The sequence below is a fragment of the Pseudomonas sp. SCT genome, from assembly GCF_003864275.1.
GTDB classification, from domain to species: domain Bacteria; phylum Pseudomonadota; class Gammaproteobacteria; order Pseudomonadales; family Pseudomonadaceae; genus Stutzerimonas; species Stutzerimonas stutzeri_AE.
Genome location: NZ_BDJA01000005.1, coordinates 334,454 through 353,162, shown reverse-complemented (window position 1 = coordinate 353,162; position 18,709 = coordinate 334,454). Strand labels below are relative to the sequence as shown.

General features: G+C 63.3%; 15 protein-coding genes and 1 tRNA gene. 6 read left to right on the top strand and 10 right to left on the bottom strand.

Going from position 1 to position 18,709, the window contains the following annotated elements:
- Window positions 1-5 precede the first annotated feature (5 nt).
- The 7 genes from BHD08_RS15195 to BHD08_RS15165 form a co-directional block, all read right to left on the bottom strand.
- Window positions 6-785 (bottom strand): ABC transporter permease, encoded by a 780-nt coding sequence (locus BHD08_RS15195; protein WP_014820047.1) that lies wholly within the window; start codon window positions 783-785, stop codon window positions 6-8.
- Entirely contained in the window at window positions 782-1,711 is a 930-nt protein-coding gene (locus BHD08_RS15190) for an ABC transporter ATP-binding protein (RefSeq protein ID WP_106155287.1), read from the bottom strand. Before BHD08_RS15190 ends, BHD08_RS15195 begins: the two co-directional genes overlap by 4 nt.
- Before the next feature lie 85 nt (window positions 1,712-1,796).
- Window positions 1,797-2,795, bottom strand: coding sequence for a succinylglutamate desuccinylase (locus tag BHD08_RS15185; protein WP_125023274.1), 999 nt, complete (start codon window positions 2,793-2,795; stop codon window positions 1,797-1,799).
- Between the two features lie 12 nt (window positions 2,796-2,807).
- Window positions 2,808-3,089 (bottom strand): hypothetical protein, encoded by a 282-nt coding sequence (locus tag BHD08_RS15180; protein ID WP_015277480.1) that lies wholly within the window; start codon window positions 3,087-3,089, stop codon window positions 2,808-2,810.
- A 55-nt stretch (window positions 3,090-3,144) separates the two neighbouring features.
- The gene (locus BHD08_RS15175; protein ID WP_125023272.1) at window positions 3,145-4,365 is read right to left on the bottom strand and encodes an aspartate aminotransferase family protein; all 1,221 of its coding nucleotides are present in this window, start codon (window positions 4,363-4,365) and stop codon (window positions 3,145-3,147) included.
- Between the two features lie 140 nt (window positions 4,366-4,505).
- Complete coding sequence (locus BHD08_RS15170; protein WP_106155290.1) at window positions 4,506-5,195, bottom strand: crotonase/enoyl-CoA hydratase family protein; 690 nt, start codon at window positions 5,193-5,195, stop codon at window positions 4,506-4,508.
- 127 nt (window positions 5,196-5,322) lie between these two features.
- Window positions 5,323-6,612, bottom strand: coding sequence for an HD-GYP domain-containing protein (locus BHD08_RS15165; protein ID WP_125023270.1), 1,290 nt, complete (start codon window positions 6,610-6,612; stop codon window positions 5,323-5,325).
- A gap of 205 nt (window positions 6,613-6,817) precedes the next feature.
- On the opposite strand from BHD08_RS15165, the gene BHD08_RS15160 reads away from it, so the two are divergent.
- A tRNA-Ser gene (locus BHD08_RS15160) sits at window positions 6,818-6,907 on the top strand.
- A 151-nt stretch (window positions 6,908-7,058) separates the two neighbouring features.
- Entirely contained in the window at window positions 7,059-7,484 is a 426-nt protein-coding gene (locus BHD08_RS15155) for a DUF1810 domain-containing protein (protein WP_122099696.1), read from the top strand.
- Between the two features lie 33 nt (window positions 7,485-7,517).
- Here the strand turns inward: BHD08_RS15155 and BHD08_RS15150 are convergent, their stop codons facing one another.
- On the bottom strand, window positions 7,518-8,030 hold the full coding sequence (locus tag BHD08_RS15150; protein WP_122099697.1) for a hypothetical protein: 513 nt from the start codon (window positions 8,028-8,030) through the stop codon (window positions 7,518-7,520).
- Between the two features lie 358 nt (window positions 8,031-8,388).
- Between BHD08_RS15150 and BHD08_RS15145 the strand changes: the two genes are divergently transcribed.
- The 3 genes from BHD08_RS15145 to BHD08_RS15135 all read left to right on the top strand — a co-directional run bounded on the left by BHD08_RS15145 (window position 8,389) and on the right by BHD08_RS15135 (window position 12,571).
- Window positions 8,389-8,745 (top strand): rhodanese-like domain-containing protein, encoded by a 357-nt coding sequence (locus tag BHD08_RS15145; RefSeq protein WP_122099698.1) that lies wholly within the window; start codon window positions 8,389-8,391, stop codon window positions 8,743-8,745.
- A gap of 129 nt (window positions 8,746-8,874) precedes the next feature.
- Entirely contained in the window at window positions 8,875-10,017 is a 1,143-nt protein-coding gene (locus tag BHD08_RS15140; protein WP_122099699.1) for a mechanosensitive ion channel family protein, read from the top strand.
- Between the two features lie 109 nt (window positions 10,018-10,126).
- Entirely contained in the window at window positions 10,127-12,571 is a 2,445-nt protein-coding gene (locus BHD08_RS15135; protein WP_125023268.1) for an acyl-CoA dehydrogenase, read from the top strand.
- A 60-nt stretch (window positions 12,572-12,631) separates the two neighbouring features.
- Here BHD08_RS15135 and BHD08_RS15130 read toward each other — a convergent pair whose 3' ends face one another.
- Together BHD08_RS15130 and BHD08_RS15125 are read right to left on the bottom strand one after the other, a co-directional pair.
- Window positions 12,632-14,233, bottom strand: a complete 1,602-nt coding sequence (locus BHD08_RS15130; RefSeq protein ID WP_125023266.1) for an ATP-binding protein — start codon at window positions 14,231-14,233, stop codon at window positions 12,632-12,634.
- Window positions 14,234-14,244: 11 nt separating this feature from the next.
- Window positions 14,245-14,961, bottom strand: a complete 717-nt coding sequence (locus tag BHD08_RS15125) for a winged helix-turn-helix domain-containing protein (protein WP_106155298.1) — start codon at window positions 14,959-14,961, stop codon at window positions 14,245-14,247.
- A gap of 708 nt (window positions 14,962-15,669) precedes the next feature.
- Between BHD08_RS15125 and BHD08_RS15120 the strand changes: the two genes are divergently transcribed.
- A complete protein-coding gene (locus BHD08_RS15120; RefSeq protein ID WP_125023264.1) occupies window positions 15,670-18,552 on the top strand; it encodes a ribonucleoside-diphosphate reductase subunit alpha in 2,883 nt (960 codons plus the stop codon).
- Window positions 18,553-18,709: the final 157 nt, after the last annotated feature.

Below are 18,709 nucleotides of genomic sequence, written 5' to 3'. Positions count from 1 at the left end.
GCCAGCTACTGGCGCATCCCGCGCCCACTCTTGAGCAGCCCGACGGAGACCAGATAGAGCGCCGCCACCGCTACCAGCATGAAGCTGATCGCCACCCCGATGCGGATATCCGAGACACCGAGAATCCCGTAGCGAAACGCATTGACCATGTGCAGCACCGGGTTGGCCAGCGACAGCGTCTGCCAGAACGGCGACAGCAGGTTGATCGAATAAAACACCCCACCGAGGTAGGTCAGCGGCGTCAGCACGAAGGTCGGGATGATCGAGATATCATCGAAATTGCGCGCAAATACCGCGTTGATGAAGCCGCCCAGGGCGAAGATGCTCGCCGTCAGGGTGATCACCAGCACGGTCACGCCCAGGTGGTGCACCTGCAGATCGGTGAAGAACATCGACAGCAGCGTGACGATCACCGCGACCGCCAGCCCGCGGGTGATGCCGCCCAGGGCAAAGCCGATGACGATCACATGCGGCGACACCGGCGAGACCAGCAGTTCCTCGATGGAACGCTGGAACTTGGTGCTGAAGAAGCTCGACACAACGTTGCTGTAGGAGTTGGTGATCACCGACATCATGATCAGCCCCGGCACGATGTAGTCCATGTAGCTGAAGCCGTCCATGTCGCCGATCCGCGCGCCGATCAGGCTGCCGAAGATGACGAAGTACAGCACCATGGTGATCGCCGGGGGCAGCAGGGTCTGCGGCCAGATGCGCGTATAGCGGCGGATCTCGCGCTGGACGATGGTCTGCAGCGCGACCAGGTTGGGACGCAGTTCGCCGCTCATGACTTCACCTTCAGGTTGTTCTCCACCAGCGACACGAACAGCTCCTCCAGTCGGTTGGTCTTGTTGCGCAGGCTCAGCACCTCGATGCCCTGGGCACTGAGCAGACGGAACAGTTCAGTCACGCCCTGACTCTTCTCCACCTGCACTTCGAGGGTGTGGTGATCGATCAACTGCGCCCGATAGCTGCCCAGCTCCGGCGCCACCAGTTGCGACTCCTTGAGGTCAAGCAGAAAGGTTTCCACGTGCAGCTGCGTAAGCAGTTCGCGCATGCTGGTGTTCTTGACGATCTGGCCGTGATCGATGATGCCGATGTTGCGGCACAGCTGCTCGGCCTCCTCCAGATAGTGGGTGGTGAGGATGATGGTGATGCCTTCACGGTTGAGCTCGGTGAGGAACGACCACATCGAACGGCGCAGCTCGATATCCACACCCGCCGTTGGTTCGTCGAGGATCAACAGGCGTGGTTGATGGATCAGCGCACGGGCAATCATCAGGCGACGCTTCATGCCGCCGGAGAGCATCCGCGAGGACACGTCACGCTTGTCCCACAACCCCAGCTGGTTGAGGTAGCGCTCGGCGCGCTCCTTGGCGACCTTCGCCGGAATGCCGTAGTAACCGGCCTGGGTGACCAGGATATCGAAGGCCTTCTCGAACTGGTTGAAGTTGAATTCCTGCGGCACCACGCCCAGGCAGCGCTTGAGCCCGGACGGGTCGCGATCCAGGTCATGGCCGAACACGTTGACCGTGCCGCCGCTCTTGTTCACCAGCGTGGAGAGGATGCCGATGGTCGTGGACTTGCCGGCGCCATTGGGGCCGAGCAAGGCGAAGAAGTCGCCTTCGGCCACGTCCAGATCGATGCCCTTGAGGGCCTGGAAGCCGTTGCCGTAGGTCTTGGTTAACTGCCGGATGGACAGAGCAGTACTCATAAGAAGGTGCACACAACGCAGGAGGAGTGAAGCTAGATAAGGGCGCGAGCAGCCAATTGCAACCGCGCGTTTCCCGGCACGCGTCTCACAGCCCCGCTTCGGGGCGCTCCAGCGGCACGACGATCAGCGCCGCACGCTGGCCTTCGGCAACATCGGCCATGGGAAACAGGATGCGGGCGCCCGGCTCGTCGACCACCCAGCGCCTGCCATCATCCTCGGCCAGCACGCTGCCGAGCGGAAGTGGTGAGAAATTTTCGATATCGGTGGGCACACACAAACGAAATCGTGGGCTGCGCTTGATGACTTCGCGAGAAATCTGCAGCAGCTGCGGCAGCGCAAGTGTAGCCACCGGCGCCTCGCGTCCCTCGATCATGAGGTACAGGCCCTGCTCGAACTGCGTGACGGCCAGAGGCAGGCTCTCGCCCGAACCCTCGGCAAGCTCCAGCGTGAACGCCTCGGCGCCGTAGCGGGTGGCGGTCATCGCGCTGAAGGTCGAGGTGGCCTGGCGCTGCAGCAGCACACCCTCGATCGCCAGCCTGTTCAGACGAGCCAACGACTCGGCCGACACCTGCTCACATTCTCGCCAGGGGCAGATCGCGAACTGGGCAAGGCGTGACGGGCGCATCGCCGAGTGCAGGTCATAGTGACGCCGCTGGCGCCCGCCCCCGCTGAAAAAGCCGCCAACCAGCGCTTCGAGTTCCGCCGCACGAATGGCTTCACCACCCCATACATCCGCATGCTCGCCGCGAAACAGGCGGTTCAGATCGTGTTCGACCTGCCGCACCATTCGGCGCATCGCTGCCGGATTGGCGAACAGCAGCAACAGCCGCCCACGCGGCTGCACATCGCCCCGCGCGAGCGCGCGGACCAGACGATCCAGAACATGTATGGGGATGAGTTCGTTGCCATGAATGCCTGCAGAAAGCAGCAGGTCGAGGCCATGATCCTGGCCGGGTGGCGGCGACACCAGCAATGCGCCGTCGGCCAGCCAGTGCAGCTTCACCCCGCGCGGGGTGAGCTGGACCTTCTCGCAGGGCTCGCGCCCGGCGAGGGTCAGTTCCAGCAGCTTGCCAAGGGCGAGCATGCCGGGAAATCGTCAGTGGTTGCAGTCAGGCCCGTGGACGTGTTCGTCGTCATCGGCTTCGGCCGGTTCCATTTCCAGCTGCAGGCTGACCAGATTGGTCGCCAGCGGACGCAGCACCAGATTGGCGTACTCGGTGTCGCCGTCCTCGACGTCCACACCGATCATCAGCTGACCATTGCCAACCTGCTGAATCCATACCTCGCGACCCTGCCAGATCACGGCAAAACGGGTGCAGGAGGTTTCCAGTTGGGTTCCGTCGACATCTTCCAGAACCAGTTGCAGGCTATCGCTCATTGAATTGCTCTCGCTAGTAGAACGCGCGGCGCCAGCAGCGCCGCGCTTGGGATGATCAGGCCTGGGTCAGCGTAGCGACGGCGCGCTCGAGACGATCCAGCCCTTCGTCGATGTCAGCTTGGTCGATCACCAGGCTCGGCGCCAGGCGTACCACGTCCGGCCCCGCCTGCAGGACCATCAACGCTTCCTTTTCGGCGGCGGCGCAGAAGGCACCGGCCTTGCCCTTCCAGGCATCACTCAGCACGCAGCCGATCAGCAGGCCACGACCACGCACCAGACTGAACACGCCATAGCGCTCGCCGATCTGCGTCAGACGGGCCTTGAAGCGCTCATGCTTCGCCTTGACGCCCTCGAGCACTTCCGGGGTGTTGACGATATCCACTACCGCCTCAGCCACCGCGCAAGCCAGCGGGTTGCCGCCGTAGGTGGTGCCGTGGGTGCCGACGCTCAGATGCGCGGCGATCTCGTTGGTGGTCAGCATCGCGCCGATGGGGAAGCCGCCGCCGAGGCTCTTCGCGTTGGTCAGGATGTCCGGCGTGATGCCGTAATGCATGTAGGCAAACAGCTCACCGGTGCGCCCCATGCCGGTCTGCACTTCATCGAAGATCAACAATGCGTTGTGCTCGTTGCACAGCTGCCGCGCACCTTCCAGGTAGGCCTGTTCGCCCGGCAGAATGCCGCTCTCGCCCTGGATAGGTTCGAGCACCACGGCGCAGGTCTTGTCGGAAATCGCTGCCTTGAGGGCTTCGAGATCGTTGTAGGGTACGTGGGTAATGCCTTCGATCTTCGGCCCGAAGCCGTCGGAGTACTTCGACTGCCCGCCCACCGTTACGGTAAACAGGGTCCGGCCGTGAAAGCTGTTCAGCGCCGAAATGATCTCGAATTTCTGCGGACCGTAGACGTCATGCGCATAACGGCGGGCCAGCTTGAACGCCGCCTCGTTGGCTTCAGCACCAGAATTGCAGAAGAAGGCGCGATCGGCGAAGGTCGCCGCGACCAGCTTTTTAGCCAGGCGCAGCGCCGGTTCGTTGGTATAGATGTTGGAGATGTGCCAGAGCTTGCCGGCCTGCTCTGTCAGCGCCGCCACCATCGCCGGATGCGCATGACCCAACGCGTTGACCGCGATGCCGCCAGCGAAGTCCACCAGTTCTCGCCCGCTCTGATCCCATACTCGCGAACCCAGGCCGCGTACCGGTACGAAGGCTGCTGGGGCGAAGGTGGGAACAATGACCTGGTCGAAATCGGCGCGTTCTACCGGGGTGTGCGGGGCGGACATCGGGGCTCTCCTGCGAGGCGACACTGAATGAGAAATGAAAACGCCCCGCCGTCGGCGGGGCGTCACTCGCGCAGTGTAAACGCAGGGCCGGCCCTCGTGCGCACTCGATCAGAAATTCTCTTGTGCAGCCGGCCTGGTGATCAGCCGAAGTGCTGCTGGTCCAGGGCAATCGCCTGATCGAGGCTCTCCAGCAACGCCTTGCGCACTTTCAGCTTGGTGTTCTTGTGCGCCACCATGTTGATCTTCTTCAGCTGCTCCGCTGTGGCTTTGGCCACCGCCAACAGCTCACCGGCTGGCACCACCCTGTCAAGGAAACCAGCGTCGACCGCACTCACCGGATCGAACATCTCGCCGTTGATCACCGAGCGGTGGAATGCGGATTTGCGCAGGCGGTCGCGCGCCAGTTCGATACCGGCATGGTGCATCGTCATGCCGATCTGCACTTCATTGAGGCCGATATGGAACGGCCCTTCGACACCGATGCGGTAGTCCGAAGACAGCAGCAGGAAAGCGCCCTTGGCAATCGCATGCCCTGGGCAGGCGACGATGATCGGGAACGGGTGCGCCAGCATCCGCCGCGCAAAGGTCGAGCCGGTGGCAACCAGGGCCATGGCGTTCTGTGGACTCGAGGTCATGACCTTGAGGTCATAGCCACCGGAAAGAATGCCCGGCTGGCCGGTGAGAATCACGATGGCGCGGTCCTGCTCGGCACGATCCAGTGCGGCGTTGAGCGCCTCGAATACCGCAGGCGAGAGCGCATTGACCTTGCCATTGCACAGCGTCAGCGTGGCGACGCCGTCTTCGAATTGGTAAGAGACCAGCTCACTCATGACGAGATTCCTTGTTTTTGAAGTGCGCAGACGTTACCCAGCACTCCGGTTCAGGTAAAGCACGATGACCGACCGATCAGTCACGCCTGAGACCTCAAATGCCGGCTAGAGTCATGGTTGCTGACGCTCAGGCATCCTGCTCGAAGGATGCGAGTGTCTGTGGATGCAGGATGGATTGCAGTTCCGGATCGGCGATATGCAGCCCGAAGGAGCCGTCGGGCAAGCCAATGGAAATTCGATAGGGAGTGCCCGCTGCGTCCACCGTGACCTGGGCGAGGTCCAGATAACGCGGAGCACAGCGCTGCTTGGCGGCATCGCGCAGGATCACGACGCGCGGCCGGAGCTGGAACTGCTTGTGTTTCTCTACCACCACGGCGACTTCACCGGTATGCAGTTCAACCAGTGTGCCGACCGGGAAGGCGCCCAGCCAGCGGATGAACTCGAGCACCAGGTCCTCGTCGAACTGCCTGCCACTGCCGCTGCGCAGAATCTCGAAAGCTGCCTGGACCGGTCGCGCGCAATCGTAGGCCCGATGGCTGGTGATCGCATCGAACGCATCCACGATGGTGATGATGCGCGTCATATAGGAAATCTGTCCGGGTCCCGAGCCTAACGGGTAGCCGGTACCATCGAGCCGTTCATGGTGACCGTACGCCGCATGCAGTGCCGCCTCCGGAACTCCGGGCTGGGCGCGAAGCGCTTCCAGACCGAAGACCGGATGCCGCTTGATGACTTCGAACTCCTGCGGCGTCAGCTTGCCGGGCTTGTTGAGAATCTGCGGATCAATGCGCATCTTGCCGACGTCGTGCAGCAGACCAGCCATCCCCAGCAACTGCAGCTTGTCATCCTGCAGGCCGAGATGGTTGCCGAACCCCATCGCCATGATCGAAACGGACAGGCAGTGCAGGCTGGTGTACAGATCCTTGTTCTTCAGCCGGATCAGCCAGAGCATCGCGCTCTCGTTGCGCAACATGCTTTCCAGATTGCGCTTGACCGCGCCGTGGCACGCCCGGGTGTCGATGACCCGGCCATGCTGAACATCGGCTAGCACCTGCTCGGTCAGCTGGGAGCCATCCTGGTAGGCGGCGCGAGCCTCTTCCACTTCGGTCGAGAGCGCGTGATAGGTACGCTCCTGCGGCTTGCGCACGCGTGGCGTCCCGGTTGCGACAGGGGCGCCGTGTTGCAGGCGGACTCGCCGCGTGTCGTCGACATAGACATAGTCACAGCAGCTGCGAACCGCACGTATCTCACCGGGCGTCAGCAGCGGAAAGCCCTGGAATGCGAAGTTCGTTTCGTTCCATGGTCGGTCCAGCTCGCAGACGTACATACCCAATTCCAGGCTGGCGACAGCCACCCGGCGACGGGTCGGCACCAACAAGGTATCGGTATGGTTGTCTGATTGGCTTGTCCGTCGCATGGGACAGGTGCGCTCCGCTCGGCTTCTTTCCAAAATAACCCAGGCAGTGACCCGGGTTGCAACAGCAGTCTAGCGGAACATGCTGCCCGTCACCTGTGTGATGCCGGATTTGTTAAGCGCATGAATAAGCTAAAAAAGTTTTTGCCAAAGGCGGTGTGTTCGATTACATTAGCGCGCCTCGACGGACATGAACCTCCGTCGATCCGGTGAGGTGTCCGAGCGGTTGAAGGAGCACGCCTGGAAAGTGTGTATACGAGAAATCGTATCAAGGGTTCGAATCCCTTCCTCACCGCCATATTCGATTCAAGCAAACCCCTGACTTCACACGAAGTCAGGGGTTTTTGCGTTTGAGGTCCGACGCTCGCCTGCCATACATCCGCCGCCGGTTGCCGGCGTGACCAAGCTGTAGCAGATTCGCCCTTCCCTCCTGCGCCGAGACGAAGCCCATGGGCGACCCTTATGATCTGCAGCGTTTCGTCGATGCCCAGCAGGGTCACTACGAGCAAGCGCTCAAGGAACTGCGCAGCGGCCGCAAGCATTCGCACTGGATGTGGTTCATCTTTCCGCAACTTCAGGGCCTGGGCCGTAGCGCCATGGCACAGCGCTACGCCATCTCGGGTCGCGATGAAGCAATCGCGTACCTGCAGCACCCATTACTGGGAGCGAGGCTGCGGGCGTGCACCGAGGCGATGCTCGAACACGGCACCCGCAGCGCTCGACAGATCCTCGGCAGCCCGGATGACCTGAAATTTCATTCCAGCATGACGCTATTTGCCCAGGCGGCAACGGACCCAGCGCCATTCGCAGAAGCGTTACAGGTCTTTTTCAACAGCGAACCGGATCCGGCTAGCCTGGAGCGGCTGAACGACTGATCAGCCTCAGCGCTGCACAGCCATGCCAGACAATTAACGCTGGCCGGCAGCGCCACCTGTGGCACCGCCAGTGGCAGCGCCTCCGCTGTCCGCCCCACCGGCGTCGTTACCGCCACCTGTTCCGATTCCACCCGGAGGGGTGACGCCACCCTGGCCCGCGTTTCGATTGGCACCACCCGGAGTCGCTTGCGGCGACGTAGTGCCCGGAGCGGGAGTCGTCCCCAAGCCACGATTCGGTTGCTGAACATTGTCCTGGGCACTCGGTAAACCGGTCCCTGCAGGCGGGTTTGCGGTGCCAGGCACATTGGGCCGGGGATTGATGGCATCGCTCTGCACGCCGCCGCGATTGAGGCCCTGCGTATCGTTCCCGGTAGCTGCAGGTTCACGGATACGGTTGATATCACGGCCGATCTGCTGGCGATTCTCCTCCAAATCGGCCCCCATCTGCTCGCGCTCCTGCTGCAGGGTCATATCCTCCTGCTGGGCAGAGACAGCCGTCGAGACGGCAGCGAGCAGCACTATCAGCGATAGCTTTGACGTGTTCATGGCTTGCCCTCCGAATGAATCACTCAAGGAAGACAACCAAAAGCCCGGCGCAACTTCATCGCTCCGTCAATTTGCTGGTGTGGAACTTGCTTGCTTATTTATAGCCAGGCGAACGTCCGGTACGTCTCGTTTCCGTCGCACGACTCGTGGAAATCACAAACAGCGTACCGTCTCGGTCCTTCCGGCAAGGCGACAATTCGCTGCACACAAGAATAAAAGGCCATGTCATGCTCAACCAGAAGAAGTTCCGGCAGGCGACCCTGATCGTCATCGCCACGGCAGTGATTCTTATCCTGCCCAATCTGACCCGTATATTCAGCTGAGCGCGCGCCTCAGGCGCGCCCATGAGGAAGCCCTGATGCGCACGCCCGCCCTGTTCGTACTACTTGCCCTGAGCCTCGGCGCCATGGCCGGCGAGATCGACCAAACCACCGCGCTGCAGGTCATGCAGCGCCCGGACGCCGTTGTGATCGATGTCAGGACCGCCGAAGAATTCGCCGAAGGCGCGCTACCGGGCGCCAGACGAATCGAGACACCAGATCTTGCCCGGCGCATCGGCACTATCGCGCCCGACAAGGACACGCCCGTGGTGCTCTACTGCCGCAGCGGCCGGCGCTCGTCGGCCGCACAGGAGGTGCTGGAAGATCTCGGCTACAGCCAGGTCATCAACGCCGGCGGCTACGATCAGCTTGCCGCCCTCCTGCAGCGCAACTGAAGCGCGCACCGGTCGATAGCGCCTGCCACACCCGTCCTGCCGGGCACGACAAGGGAACTTATGCGCAGCAAGGACCACTGAAAAACGTGGTCTTCGCCGCATCAAGCGCACCCTTGCCGGAGGATATGGATGAACTGGGACGCCCTGCTCAACGAGACATTCTGGATCAACCTGGCCATCGTGCTGGGCATCACCATCGTCACCTTTCTGGTCCTGCGCACCATTCTCGGCATCGTGACCCGGCGCCTGAGCAAGCTGGCGACCGGAGCGAAGACCAAGTTTCTCGGCATCGCCGCCGAACTGCTTTCGCGCACCAGCAACCTGCTGATCCTGGCCTTCTCACTACTCATTGCCCTGAAGACGGTCGAATTGTCGCCACGCTGGGAATCGACCATGTCCCACGGCTGGTTCATCGCCCTGGCGTTCCAGTTCGCCCTGTGGATGGACACCGGCGTGCGCCTGTGGATGGAAAGCCTGACCCGCGACGGCAAGGCGCGCAATCCGGTTACCACCACCATCATCGGCATCATGATCCGCATCGTGGTCTGGACCATGATGCTGCTGTCGATCCTCGCCAACCTAGGCGTCGACATCACCGCCATGGTCGCCAGCCTGGGGGTCGGCGGTATCGCCATTGCCCTGGCCGTACAGACGCTGCTGAGCGACATCTTCGCCTCCTTGTCCATCGGCGTGGACAAGCCCTTCGAGATCGGCGACTTCGTGGTCTTCGGTGAAGTCGCCGGCAACATCGAGCACATCGGCCTGAAGACCACGCGCATCCGCGCGCTCAGCGGCGAACAGGTGGTCGTCGCCAACGCCGACCTGCTCAGACAGATCGTGCACAACTACAAGCGCATGAATACCCGGCGGATCGTTTTCAAGTTCGGCATCACCTACAACACCCCTACCGAAAAGGTGAAAGAGGTGGCAGCACTGGTGAAGCGCATCATCGACGGCATCGAGGTGGCGAAGTTCGACCGCGCGCATTTCCTCGGCTTCGACGACAGCCAGCTGACCTTCGAGGTCGTCTACATCATGCAGGTCTCGGACTACAACCGGTACATGGATACCCAGCAGGAGATCAACCTGGCACTGCTCGAGGGCATCCGCGAAATGGGCGTGCAGTTCGCCTTCCCGACCCGCAGCGTGGAATTCATCGGCGGCAGTCTGCCGGAAATCACCGTGGCCGGCGTTGCACAGGAAAAGCCGGCCGCCAACCAGAACGAGGGAGACGCCGGGCGCCAACCCCGCGAAGCCCAACCGCGGGCCTGAACCATTCCCGGTGCCACCGCATGCCCGGCGGCACCTCGTCCCTTCGCTGTAGCGGCGCAAGCGCCTATGCTGACGATGGAAGCTGTTCGAATCTAAAAGGATAAGACTCATGACACTGCTCTGGTTGCTGGTCCTGCTGCTCGGCATCGCCGTACTCGCCCATCTGCGAGTGTCGCCGGTGCCGGCCCTGGTGATCGTCGCCACCTACCTGATCTTCATGACCGCCGCCGATACGTCCGGCGTGGTGGTATTGCTGCTCTGGCTGACACTGATCGCCGTCGCTGTGCCGCTGCTGGTCGCGGATGTGCGCCGCAAGTATTTCAGCGGGCCGATGTTCGACTGGTTCAAGAAGGTGCTACCGCCGATTTCCGCGACCGAGCGCGATGCCATCGATGCTGGCACCGTCTGGTGGGACGGCGAGCTGTTCAGCGGCCGGCCGAACTGGGACACCCTGCTCGGCTATCCGAAGGCGCGCCTGACCGCGGAGGAACAGGCCTTCCTCGACGGCCCAACCGAAACCCTCTGCGCACTGGTCAGCGAATGGGACATCGCGCAACGGATGGACCTGCCGCCTGCTGCCTGGGACTACATCAAGGCCGAAGGCTTCTTTGCGCTGATCATCCCCAAGGAATATGGCGGCAAGGGCTTCTCCGCCTACGCCCACTCGCAGATCGTCATGAAGCTGGCGACCCGCAGCGGCGATCTGGCCAGCACCGTGATGGTGCCCAACTCCCTCGGCCCGGCCGAGCTGCTGATGCATTACGGCACCGATGAGCAACGCAACCACTACCTGCCGCGTCTGGCCAATGGCACCGACATTCCCTGCTTCGCCCTGACCGGCCCCTACGCCGGCTCCGACGCGGGCGCGATGAACGACAGCGGAGTGATCTGCCGCGGCCAGTGGCAGGGCGAAGAAGTGCTCGGCCTGCGGCTGAACTGGGAGAAGCGCTACATCACCCTCGGCCCGGTCGCGACGCTGCTCGGCGTGGCCTTCAAGACCTATGATCCGGACCACCTGCTGGGCGATGAGGAAGAGCTCGGTATCAGCCTCGCGCTGATCCCCACCGACACCCCCGGTGTCGACATCGGCCGTCGTCATCTGCCGCTGGGCGCGGCGTTCATGAACGGGCCGAACTGGGGCAAGGATGTCTTCGTGCCACTGGAAGCCATCATCGGCGGCCGCGACATGATCGGCAAAGGCTGGATGATGCTGATGAACTGCCTGTCGGTCGGGCGCTCCATCTCCCTGCCGGCGACCGGCACCAGCGCGGCCAAGGTCTGCAGCTACGTGAGCGGCCGCTATGCGCAGGTCCGCGAGCAGTTCAACGTGCCGCTGGCCGCCTTCGAAGGCATCCAGGAGCCGCTGGCACGCATCGGCGGCAACGCCTGGCTGATGGACGCGGCACGAATCCTCACCGCCAACGCCGTCGACCTCGGCGAGAAGCCCTCGGTGCTGTCGGCGATTCTCAAGTACCACCTCACCGAGCGCGGCCGCGACTGCATCACCGATGCCATGGATATCCATGGCGGCAAGGGCATCATCCTCGGACCGAACAACTACCTCGGTCGGCTGTGGCTGTCGGCGCCGATCTCCATCACCGTGGAAGGCGCGAACATCCTCTCGCGCAACCTGATGATCTTCGGCCAGGGCGCAATCCGCTGCCATCCGTTCGTGCTGCGGGAAATGGAGCTGGTCCACGAGCCCGATCGCGAAGCCGCTGTCGTGAAATTCGATGAGCTGCTGATGCAGCATATCGGCTTCGCCGTCAGCAACACCGCCAGCACCCTGCTGCTGGGTCTGAGCTTCGGCCTGATGGGGCGCGTACCGGGGACGAGCATCACGCAGCCCTACTTCCGCGCACTCAACCGCATCGCTGCAGCATTCGCCATGCTGGCGGACCTGTCGATGATGCTGCTAGGCGGCGAACTCAAGCGTCGCGAACGGCTGTCGGCCCGCCTGGGCGACGTGCTCAGCCATCTCTACCTCGCCTCCGCGGCGCTCAAGCAGTTCCATGACCTTGGCCATCCGGCTGAACAGGAACCACTGCTGCGCTGGGCGCTGGAGGATTGTCTGGAAAAGGCCGAATCCGCGCTGCAGGACGTGCTGGCCAACTTCCCCAACCGCATCCTCGGCCACCTGCTGCATGCCCTGGTCTTCCCGTTCGGCGCACGCCACAAAGGGCCATCGGATGCACTGGACGCCGAAGTCGCCGCCCTGCTTGGCCGTCCGGAAGGCGATCCAGCCCTGGAAAGCATTCTCGACGGCATGTATCGCCCGCATGATCCAGAGCAGCCCCTCGGTTCGCTGAAGCACGCGTTCGAAGCCATTGCCAGCAGTCAGGGCACGGCGAAGAAACTGGCCAAGGCAGTGAAGGCCGGCACCGTACAACCCGCCCCCGGCGAGAGCCTGGTCGACGCAGCATTGACGGCCGGTGTGATCGACGCCGTCGAAGCCGAGCAGTTGCGGACGGCGGAGCTCGCTCGACGCAAGGTCATCGATGTTGACGACTTCTCCAAGGATGAGCTCGAGTTGCAACAAGGCCGTATCCGCTGACAGCACGGAAGCGACTGCAGCGCAGGGTGAGCCTTGCAGGTTCACCCCGCGCCAAACCGCTCAGTCCGGCCGGCGCCGCGGCCACACCAGACTGAAGCGCGCACCACCCAGCTCGCTGTGACTCAACTGCGAGCGGCCGCTGTGCCAGTAGATGATCCGCCGCACGATGGACAGACCCAGCCCGTGCCCACCCGAGGCGCGGGTGCGGCTGTCATCCAGACGCAGGAACGGGGTGAAGACCTTTTCCCAGTCCGCTTCCGGCACACCGGGACCGTCGTCGTCCACATCCAGCCGCACCGTTTGCCCATCGATGGCGAAGCTGACCTGCACCCGACGCTCGGCATGGCGCATGGCATTGTTGATCAGGTTGCTCAGGGCGCGGCGCAGGTACTGCGGCTCCGCCTCTGCCCAGCAGCTGCCATCGGCGGCCGTTGTGCACTCTCCACGGCTGACGCTGATATCGGGGCGTAACGGCGCCAGCTCACCGATCACCTGATCGACCAGTGCCCGCAGGTCGACCTGCTGGAAATTCAGCTTCGGCGAGCCGCGCTCGAGCCGCGAATACACCAGCATCTCGTCCACCAGCGCATCGAGGTCGTCGATATCGCCATCCATGCCTTGCAGGTACTTGCGCCGAGCCTCGTCCGTCTGCGCCTCGGCGCTCATCTCCAGGCCGAAACGCAGGCGCGCGACCGGCGTGCGCAGTTCGTGAGCGACCGCGCTGACCATTTCCCGCTGCACGGCCAGCAGGCGTTGCAGATGCCTGGCCATGCCATTGAAGGCCGCGGCCAGGCGCCCGACCGAATCGGTGCCGACATCCGGCACGCGGGTTTCCAGATTGCCCGCGGCGATACGGGTCGCGGCGCCTTCCAGCACGCTCAGGCGCTGCTCCAGCTGGCGCACCAGCAGGTACACGGTAAGACCGATCAGCGACAGGCCGAGCAGGCCGATCAAGATCAGCAGCTGCGGTGGGTAGGGATTCATCTGGTACAACGGGCCAAGCTGCATGATCCAGCCGGTGCCGGCAATGGCGGCGAATACGCGGACTGCATCGCCGCCCTGGGCGAGCGCCATCACCGTGTCGCCCTCGTCCAGGCGCCGACGCTGGTCGTCGTCGAGGTTGGCGCTGTCGCGCGTGAGCAACTCCAGATCGAAGCCGAACCCCCGCGCCTGCTTGAGCTCGGCCAGGCGCTGCGGCTGTTCGGCTTCGGGATAGCGGATCAGTTCGTCGATCAGCAGGTAGATGGTGGCGCGCGCCAGCTGTTCGCTGAGCTGCTCGACTTCACCGGTAAGCACCAGCCGATCCCGCGCACTGACCAGGCTGAACACCGTGGTGCTCTGCGGACGAATCTGCTCGACCAGCACCTGCCCACGCAGCAGGCGCGCCTCCAGGCGGCTTTCAAGGCGAACGTCATCCAGCGTGCGCACCCGCAGCGGAATGCCCAGCAGCCGGCCCCAGAGGTTCGCTGCCTGGCGCCGTTCGATCGGCGTCATGCTGCTCATGTTGTGCGCCATCAGACGGAAGGTACCGCTGGCCAGGCGCTCGCGGTGATCGTCCGCGCGGTACTGGTTGAGCAGGTGCAGGCCGCCGGCGCCGAGCAGCGCCACCAGCACCAGCACCCCCAGCATACCGCCATAGATGCGCAGGAAGATCGAGTTCATGGGCGGCAGCGCTACACCATCGCCACGGCAGCTTCGGAAACGAACAGATAGCCCTTGCCGCGTACCGTCTTGATCAGTCGCGGATGATCGGGGTCGTCACCGATCTTGGGGCGGATGCGCGAGATACGCACATCGATGGAGCGGTCCTGGCCGTCGTATTCGATGCCGCGCAGCTCGGCGAAGATTTCTTCACGGGAAAGGATGCGCCCGGGGTTGGAGGTCAGCAGCCAGAGCAAGTCGAACTCGGCGCCGGTCAGCTCGATCTGCTGCTCGCGCAGCCAGGCTTCGCGCAGGGCGCTGTCTATTACCAGCGGGCCGAATTGCAGGCGCTTGGCATTGGCCGATGCCTCCGGCGGCTGGCGGCGCAGCAGTGCACGGATGCGCGCCAACAGCAGACGTGGACGCACCGGTTTGCAGACATAGTCGTCCGCACCGGTTTCCAGCCCCAGCACCTGATCCAGGTCGTCGGCCCGAGCGGTGAGCATCAGGATCGGACCATCGTAGCGATCACGTACCCGTCGACAGATCGACAGGCCATCCTCGCCGGGCAGCATCAGATCGAGCACCACCAGATCGGGTCGTTCCTCGATGATGCGCTCGACAGCGCAGGCGCCATCCGACTCGATCGACACCTCGAAGCCGCCGTTGCCCTGCAGGTACTCCTGCGTCAGCTCAGCCAGCCGTCGATCATCCTCGACAATGAGAATCCGCCACGTCTCTTGCTCCATCCCCCGCCCCCTGCCGAACCGTCAGGCCACAAACGAACAAGCGCGCATTGTACCCAACGCCCGGGCCCGAACGATGCACAAAAAGCGGGCAGCGGCAAACACAACATGTTGTGTCATTGACCATCATCAAAATATGCCCGGCGGCGCGTATTTCGTCGGCATTCGGCCGAGCGCCGAAGCCATGCGGCCTGCGGCCGGACGCCGCGCTTTCACCCACAAACCGCACACACCTTATCCACAGGTTATCCCGGCCGGCTGCCTTGCATTGGCCTCAAGCCAGCATTATCTTGTCGCCCCTGCGCGTCGTAGCCCCTAGATGTTGGGCCTTTGCGCACCAAGTGACACAATCGAGACATATTCGAGCGCAGGGCTACTGTCCCGCGTCTCATTGCTCTGCAACACCGTCGGCAGCCCCAGGTCAAGCATTCATGCAAGCCTTCGACAGTCGTCTCCCTGACTCCAAGCGCGGAACTAGCTGCTGTGCTTGGAGCCAAGACAAAACACAACATATTGTGTTGACAGTTTTTCCAGCCTGACTATCCTTCCGGCAACGACTTAGCTCGTGAGCGGCCGAGTCAGGACCATTCCTTGCGATACCGCCATGCGCTGCAATGCGGGGCATGGTTCATGCAGTAACGACGCCCGGGCGACCACGCCCGCGCAGACAGAATCCGAACCGCGACTATAAAGAGAGAATCCGGAGCCCCCATGCAGAACCCTTCCACTCGCGAGAACCCGCTGTCAGCCGATGCACCGGATCTGGCGGCTACCGCCCCGGGCCAGCTGCGCGTGATCAAGCGCAACGGTACCGTCGTCCCCTACACCGACGACAAGATCACCGTCGCCATCACCAAGGCCTTTCTCGCAGTGGAAGGCGGTAACGCTGCCGCCTCCTCGCGCATCCACGACACCGTCGCGCGCCTGACCGAACAGGTCACCGCCACCTTCCGTCGTCGCATGCCCTCCGGTGGCACCATCCATATCGAAGAAATCCAGGACCAGGTCGAACTGGCCCTGATGCGTGCCGGTGAGCAGAAGGTCGCGCGTGACTACGTGATCTACCGCGAAGCCCAGGCCGTCAAGCGCAAGAGCGCCAGCGGCGGCAGCGACATCGCCCAGCCGCACCCGAGCATCCGCGTCACCCGCACCGATGGCAGCCAGCAGCCGCTGGACATGGGTCGCCTGCAGACCATCATCACCGAGGCCTGTGAAGGCCTGGCCGAAGTCGATGGCGCGCTGATCGAGCGTGAAACCCTGAAGAACCTCTACGACGGCGTGGCCGAGAAGGACGTCAACACCGCCCTGGTGATGACAGCCCGCACCCTGGTCGAGCGTGAGCCGAACTACAGCCAGGTCACCGCGCGCCTGCTGATGGACACCCTGCGTGCCGAAGCCCTGGGCTTCCTCGGCGTAGCCGAGTCCGCCACCCACCACGAGATGGCCGACCTGTACGCCAAGGCCCTGCCGGCCTACATCGAGAAAGGCGTCGAGTTCGAACTGCTCGATTCCAAGCTCAAGAGCTACGACCTGGCCAAGCTGGGCGCCGCACTCAACCACGAGCGCGACCAGCAGTTCACCTACCTCGGCCTGCAGACCCTGTACGACCGCTACTTCATCCACAAGGACAACGTCCGCTTCGAGCTGCCGCAGATCTTCTTCATGCGCGTCGCCATGGGCCTGGCCATCGAGGAAGAGCAGAAAGAAGCCCGCGCCATCGAGTTCTACAACCTGTTGTCGTCCTTCGACTACATGGCCTCGACGCCGACCCTGTTCAACGCCGGCACCCTGCGTCCGCAGCTGTCCTCGTGCTACCTGACCACCGTGCCGGACGACCTGGGCGGCATCTACGACGCCATCCGCGATAACGCCCTGCTCTCCAAGTTCGCCGGCGGCCTGGGCAACGACTGGACCCCGGTGCGCGCACTGGGCGCCTACATCAAGGGCACCAACGGCAAATCCCAGGGCGTCGTGCCCTTCCTGAAGGTGGTCAACGACACCGCCGTCGCGGTCAACCAGGGCGGCAAGCGCAAGGGCGCCGTGTGCGCCTACCTGGAAACCTGGCACCTGGACATCGAGGAATTCCTCGAGCTGCGCAAGAACACCGGTGACGACCGTCGCCGTACCCACGACATGAACACCGCCAACTGGATTCCGGACCTGTTCATGAAGCGCGTCTTCGACGACGGCCCCTGGACCCTGTTCTCCCCGTCCGACGTCCCCGACCTGCACGACCTCACCGGCCGCGCCTTCGAGGAGCGTTACGAGTACTACGAGGAGCTGACCAAGTACGGCAAGATCAAGCTGTTCAAGACCCTGCCGGCCAAGGACCTGTGGCGCAAGATGCTCTCGATGCTGTTCGAGACCGGCCACCCGTGGCTGACCTTCAAGGACCCGTGCAACCTGCGCAGCCCGCAGCAGCACGTCGGCGTGGTGCACAGCTCCAACCTGTGCACCGAGATCACGCTGAACACCAACAAGGACGAGATCGCCGTCTGCAACCTGGGCTCGATCAACCTGGTCAACCACATCAAGGACGGCAAGCTGGACGCCGCCAAGCTGGAGCGCACCGTGCGCACCGCTGTGCGCATGCTCGATAACGTCATCGACATCAACTACTACAGCGTGCCGCAGGCGCAGAACGCCAACTTCAAGCATCGCCCGGTGGGCCTGGGCATCATGGGCTTCCAGGACGCGCTGTACCTGCAGCACATCGCCTACGGCTCCGATGCCGCCATCGACTTCGCCGACAAGTCCATGGAAGCCATCAGCTACTTCGCCATCCAGGCCTCCTGTGACCTGGCCGACGAGCGTGGCGCCTATTCCAGCTTCCAGGGCTCGCTGTGGTCGCAGGGCATCCTGCCGCTGGATTCCCAGCAGATCCTCATCGAGGCCCGTGGCCAGAAGTACATCGACGTCGACCTCTCCGAATCCCTGGACTGGGCGCCGATCCGCGAGCGCGTCAAGAAAGGCATCCGCAACTCGAACATCATGGCCATCGCCCCGACCGCGACCATCTCCAACATCGTTGGCGTGTCGCAGTCCATCGAGCCGACGTACCAGAACCTGTACGTCAAATCGAACCTCTCCGGCGAGTTCACCGTGATCAACCCGTACCTGGTCCACGACCTCAAGGCCCGCGGCCTGTGGGACCCGGTCATGGTCAACGACCTCAAGTACTACGACGGCTCCGTGCAGCAGATCGAGCGCATCCCGCAGGATCTGAAGGACATGTACGCCACCGCCTTCGAAGTGGAAACCAAGTGGATCGTCGACGCCGCCAGCCGCCGCCAGAAGTGGATCGACCAGGCGCAGTCGCTGAACCTGTACATCGCCGGCGCCTCGGGCAAGAAGCTCGACGTGACCTACCGCATGGCCTGGTACCGTGGCCTGAAGACCACCTACTACCTCCGTGCCCTGGCCGCGACCAGCACCGAGAAGTCCACCATCAACACCGGCAAGCTGAACGCCGTGTCCAGTGGTGGCAGCGAGGCGGCGAACTCCGCCAGCGCCGCGCCGGCTGCAGAGCCGAAGCCGGCTCCGGTGCCGCTGGCATGCAGTATCGATAACCCCGACTGCGAAGCCTGCCAGTAACAAAGGGAGGCGGACGCATCTGGACGGCGATCGCCGCGTTGCCTGCCGAGCCGGACCCCATCACGTACAGCTGTACGCTCAGGGGTTCCGACTCGACAGGCGCCTTGCGCTCACTCGCCCAGCTCCGCCCTCGCACCGAGTGGGCTGATTCGTAGGG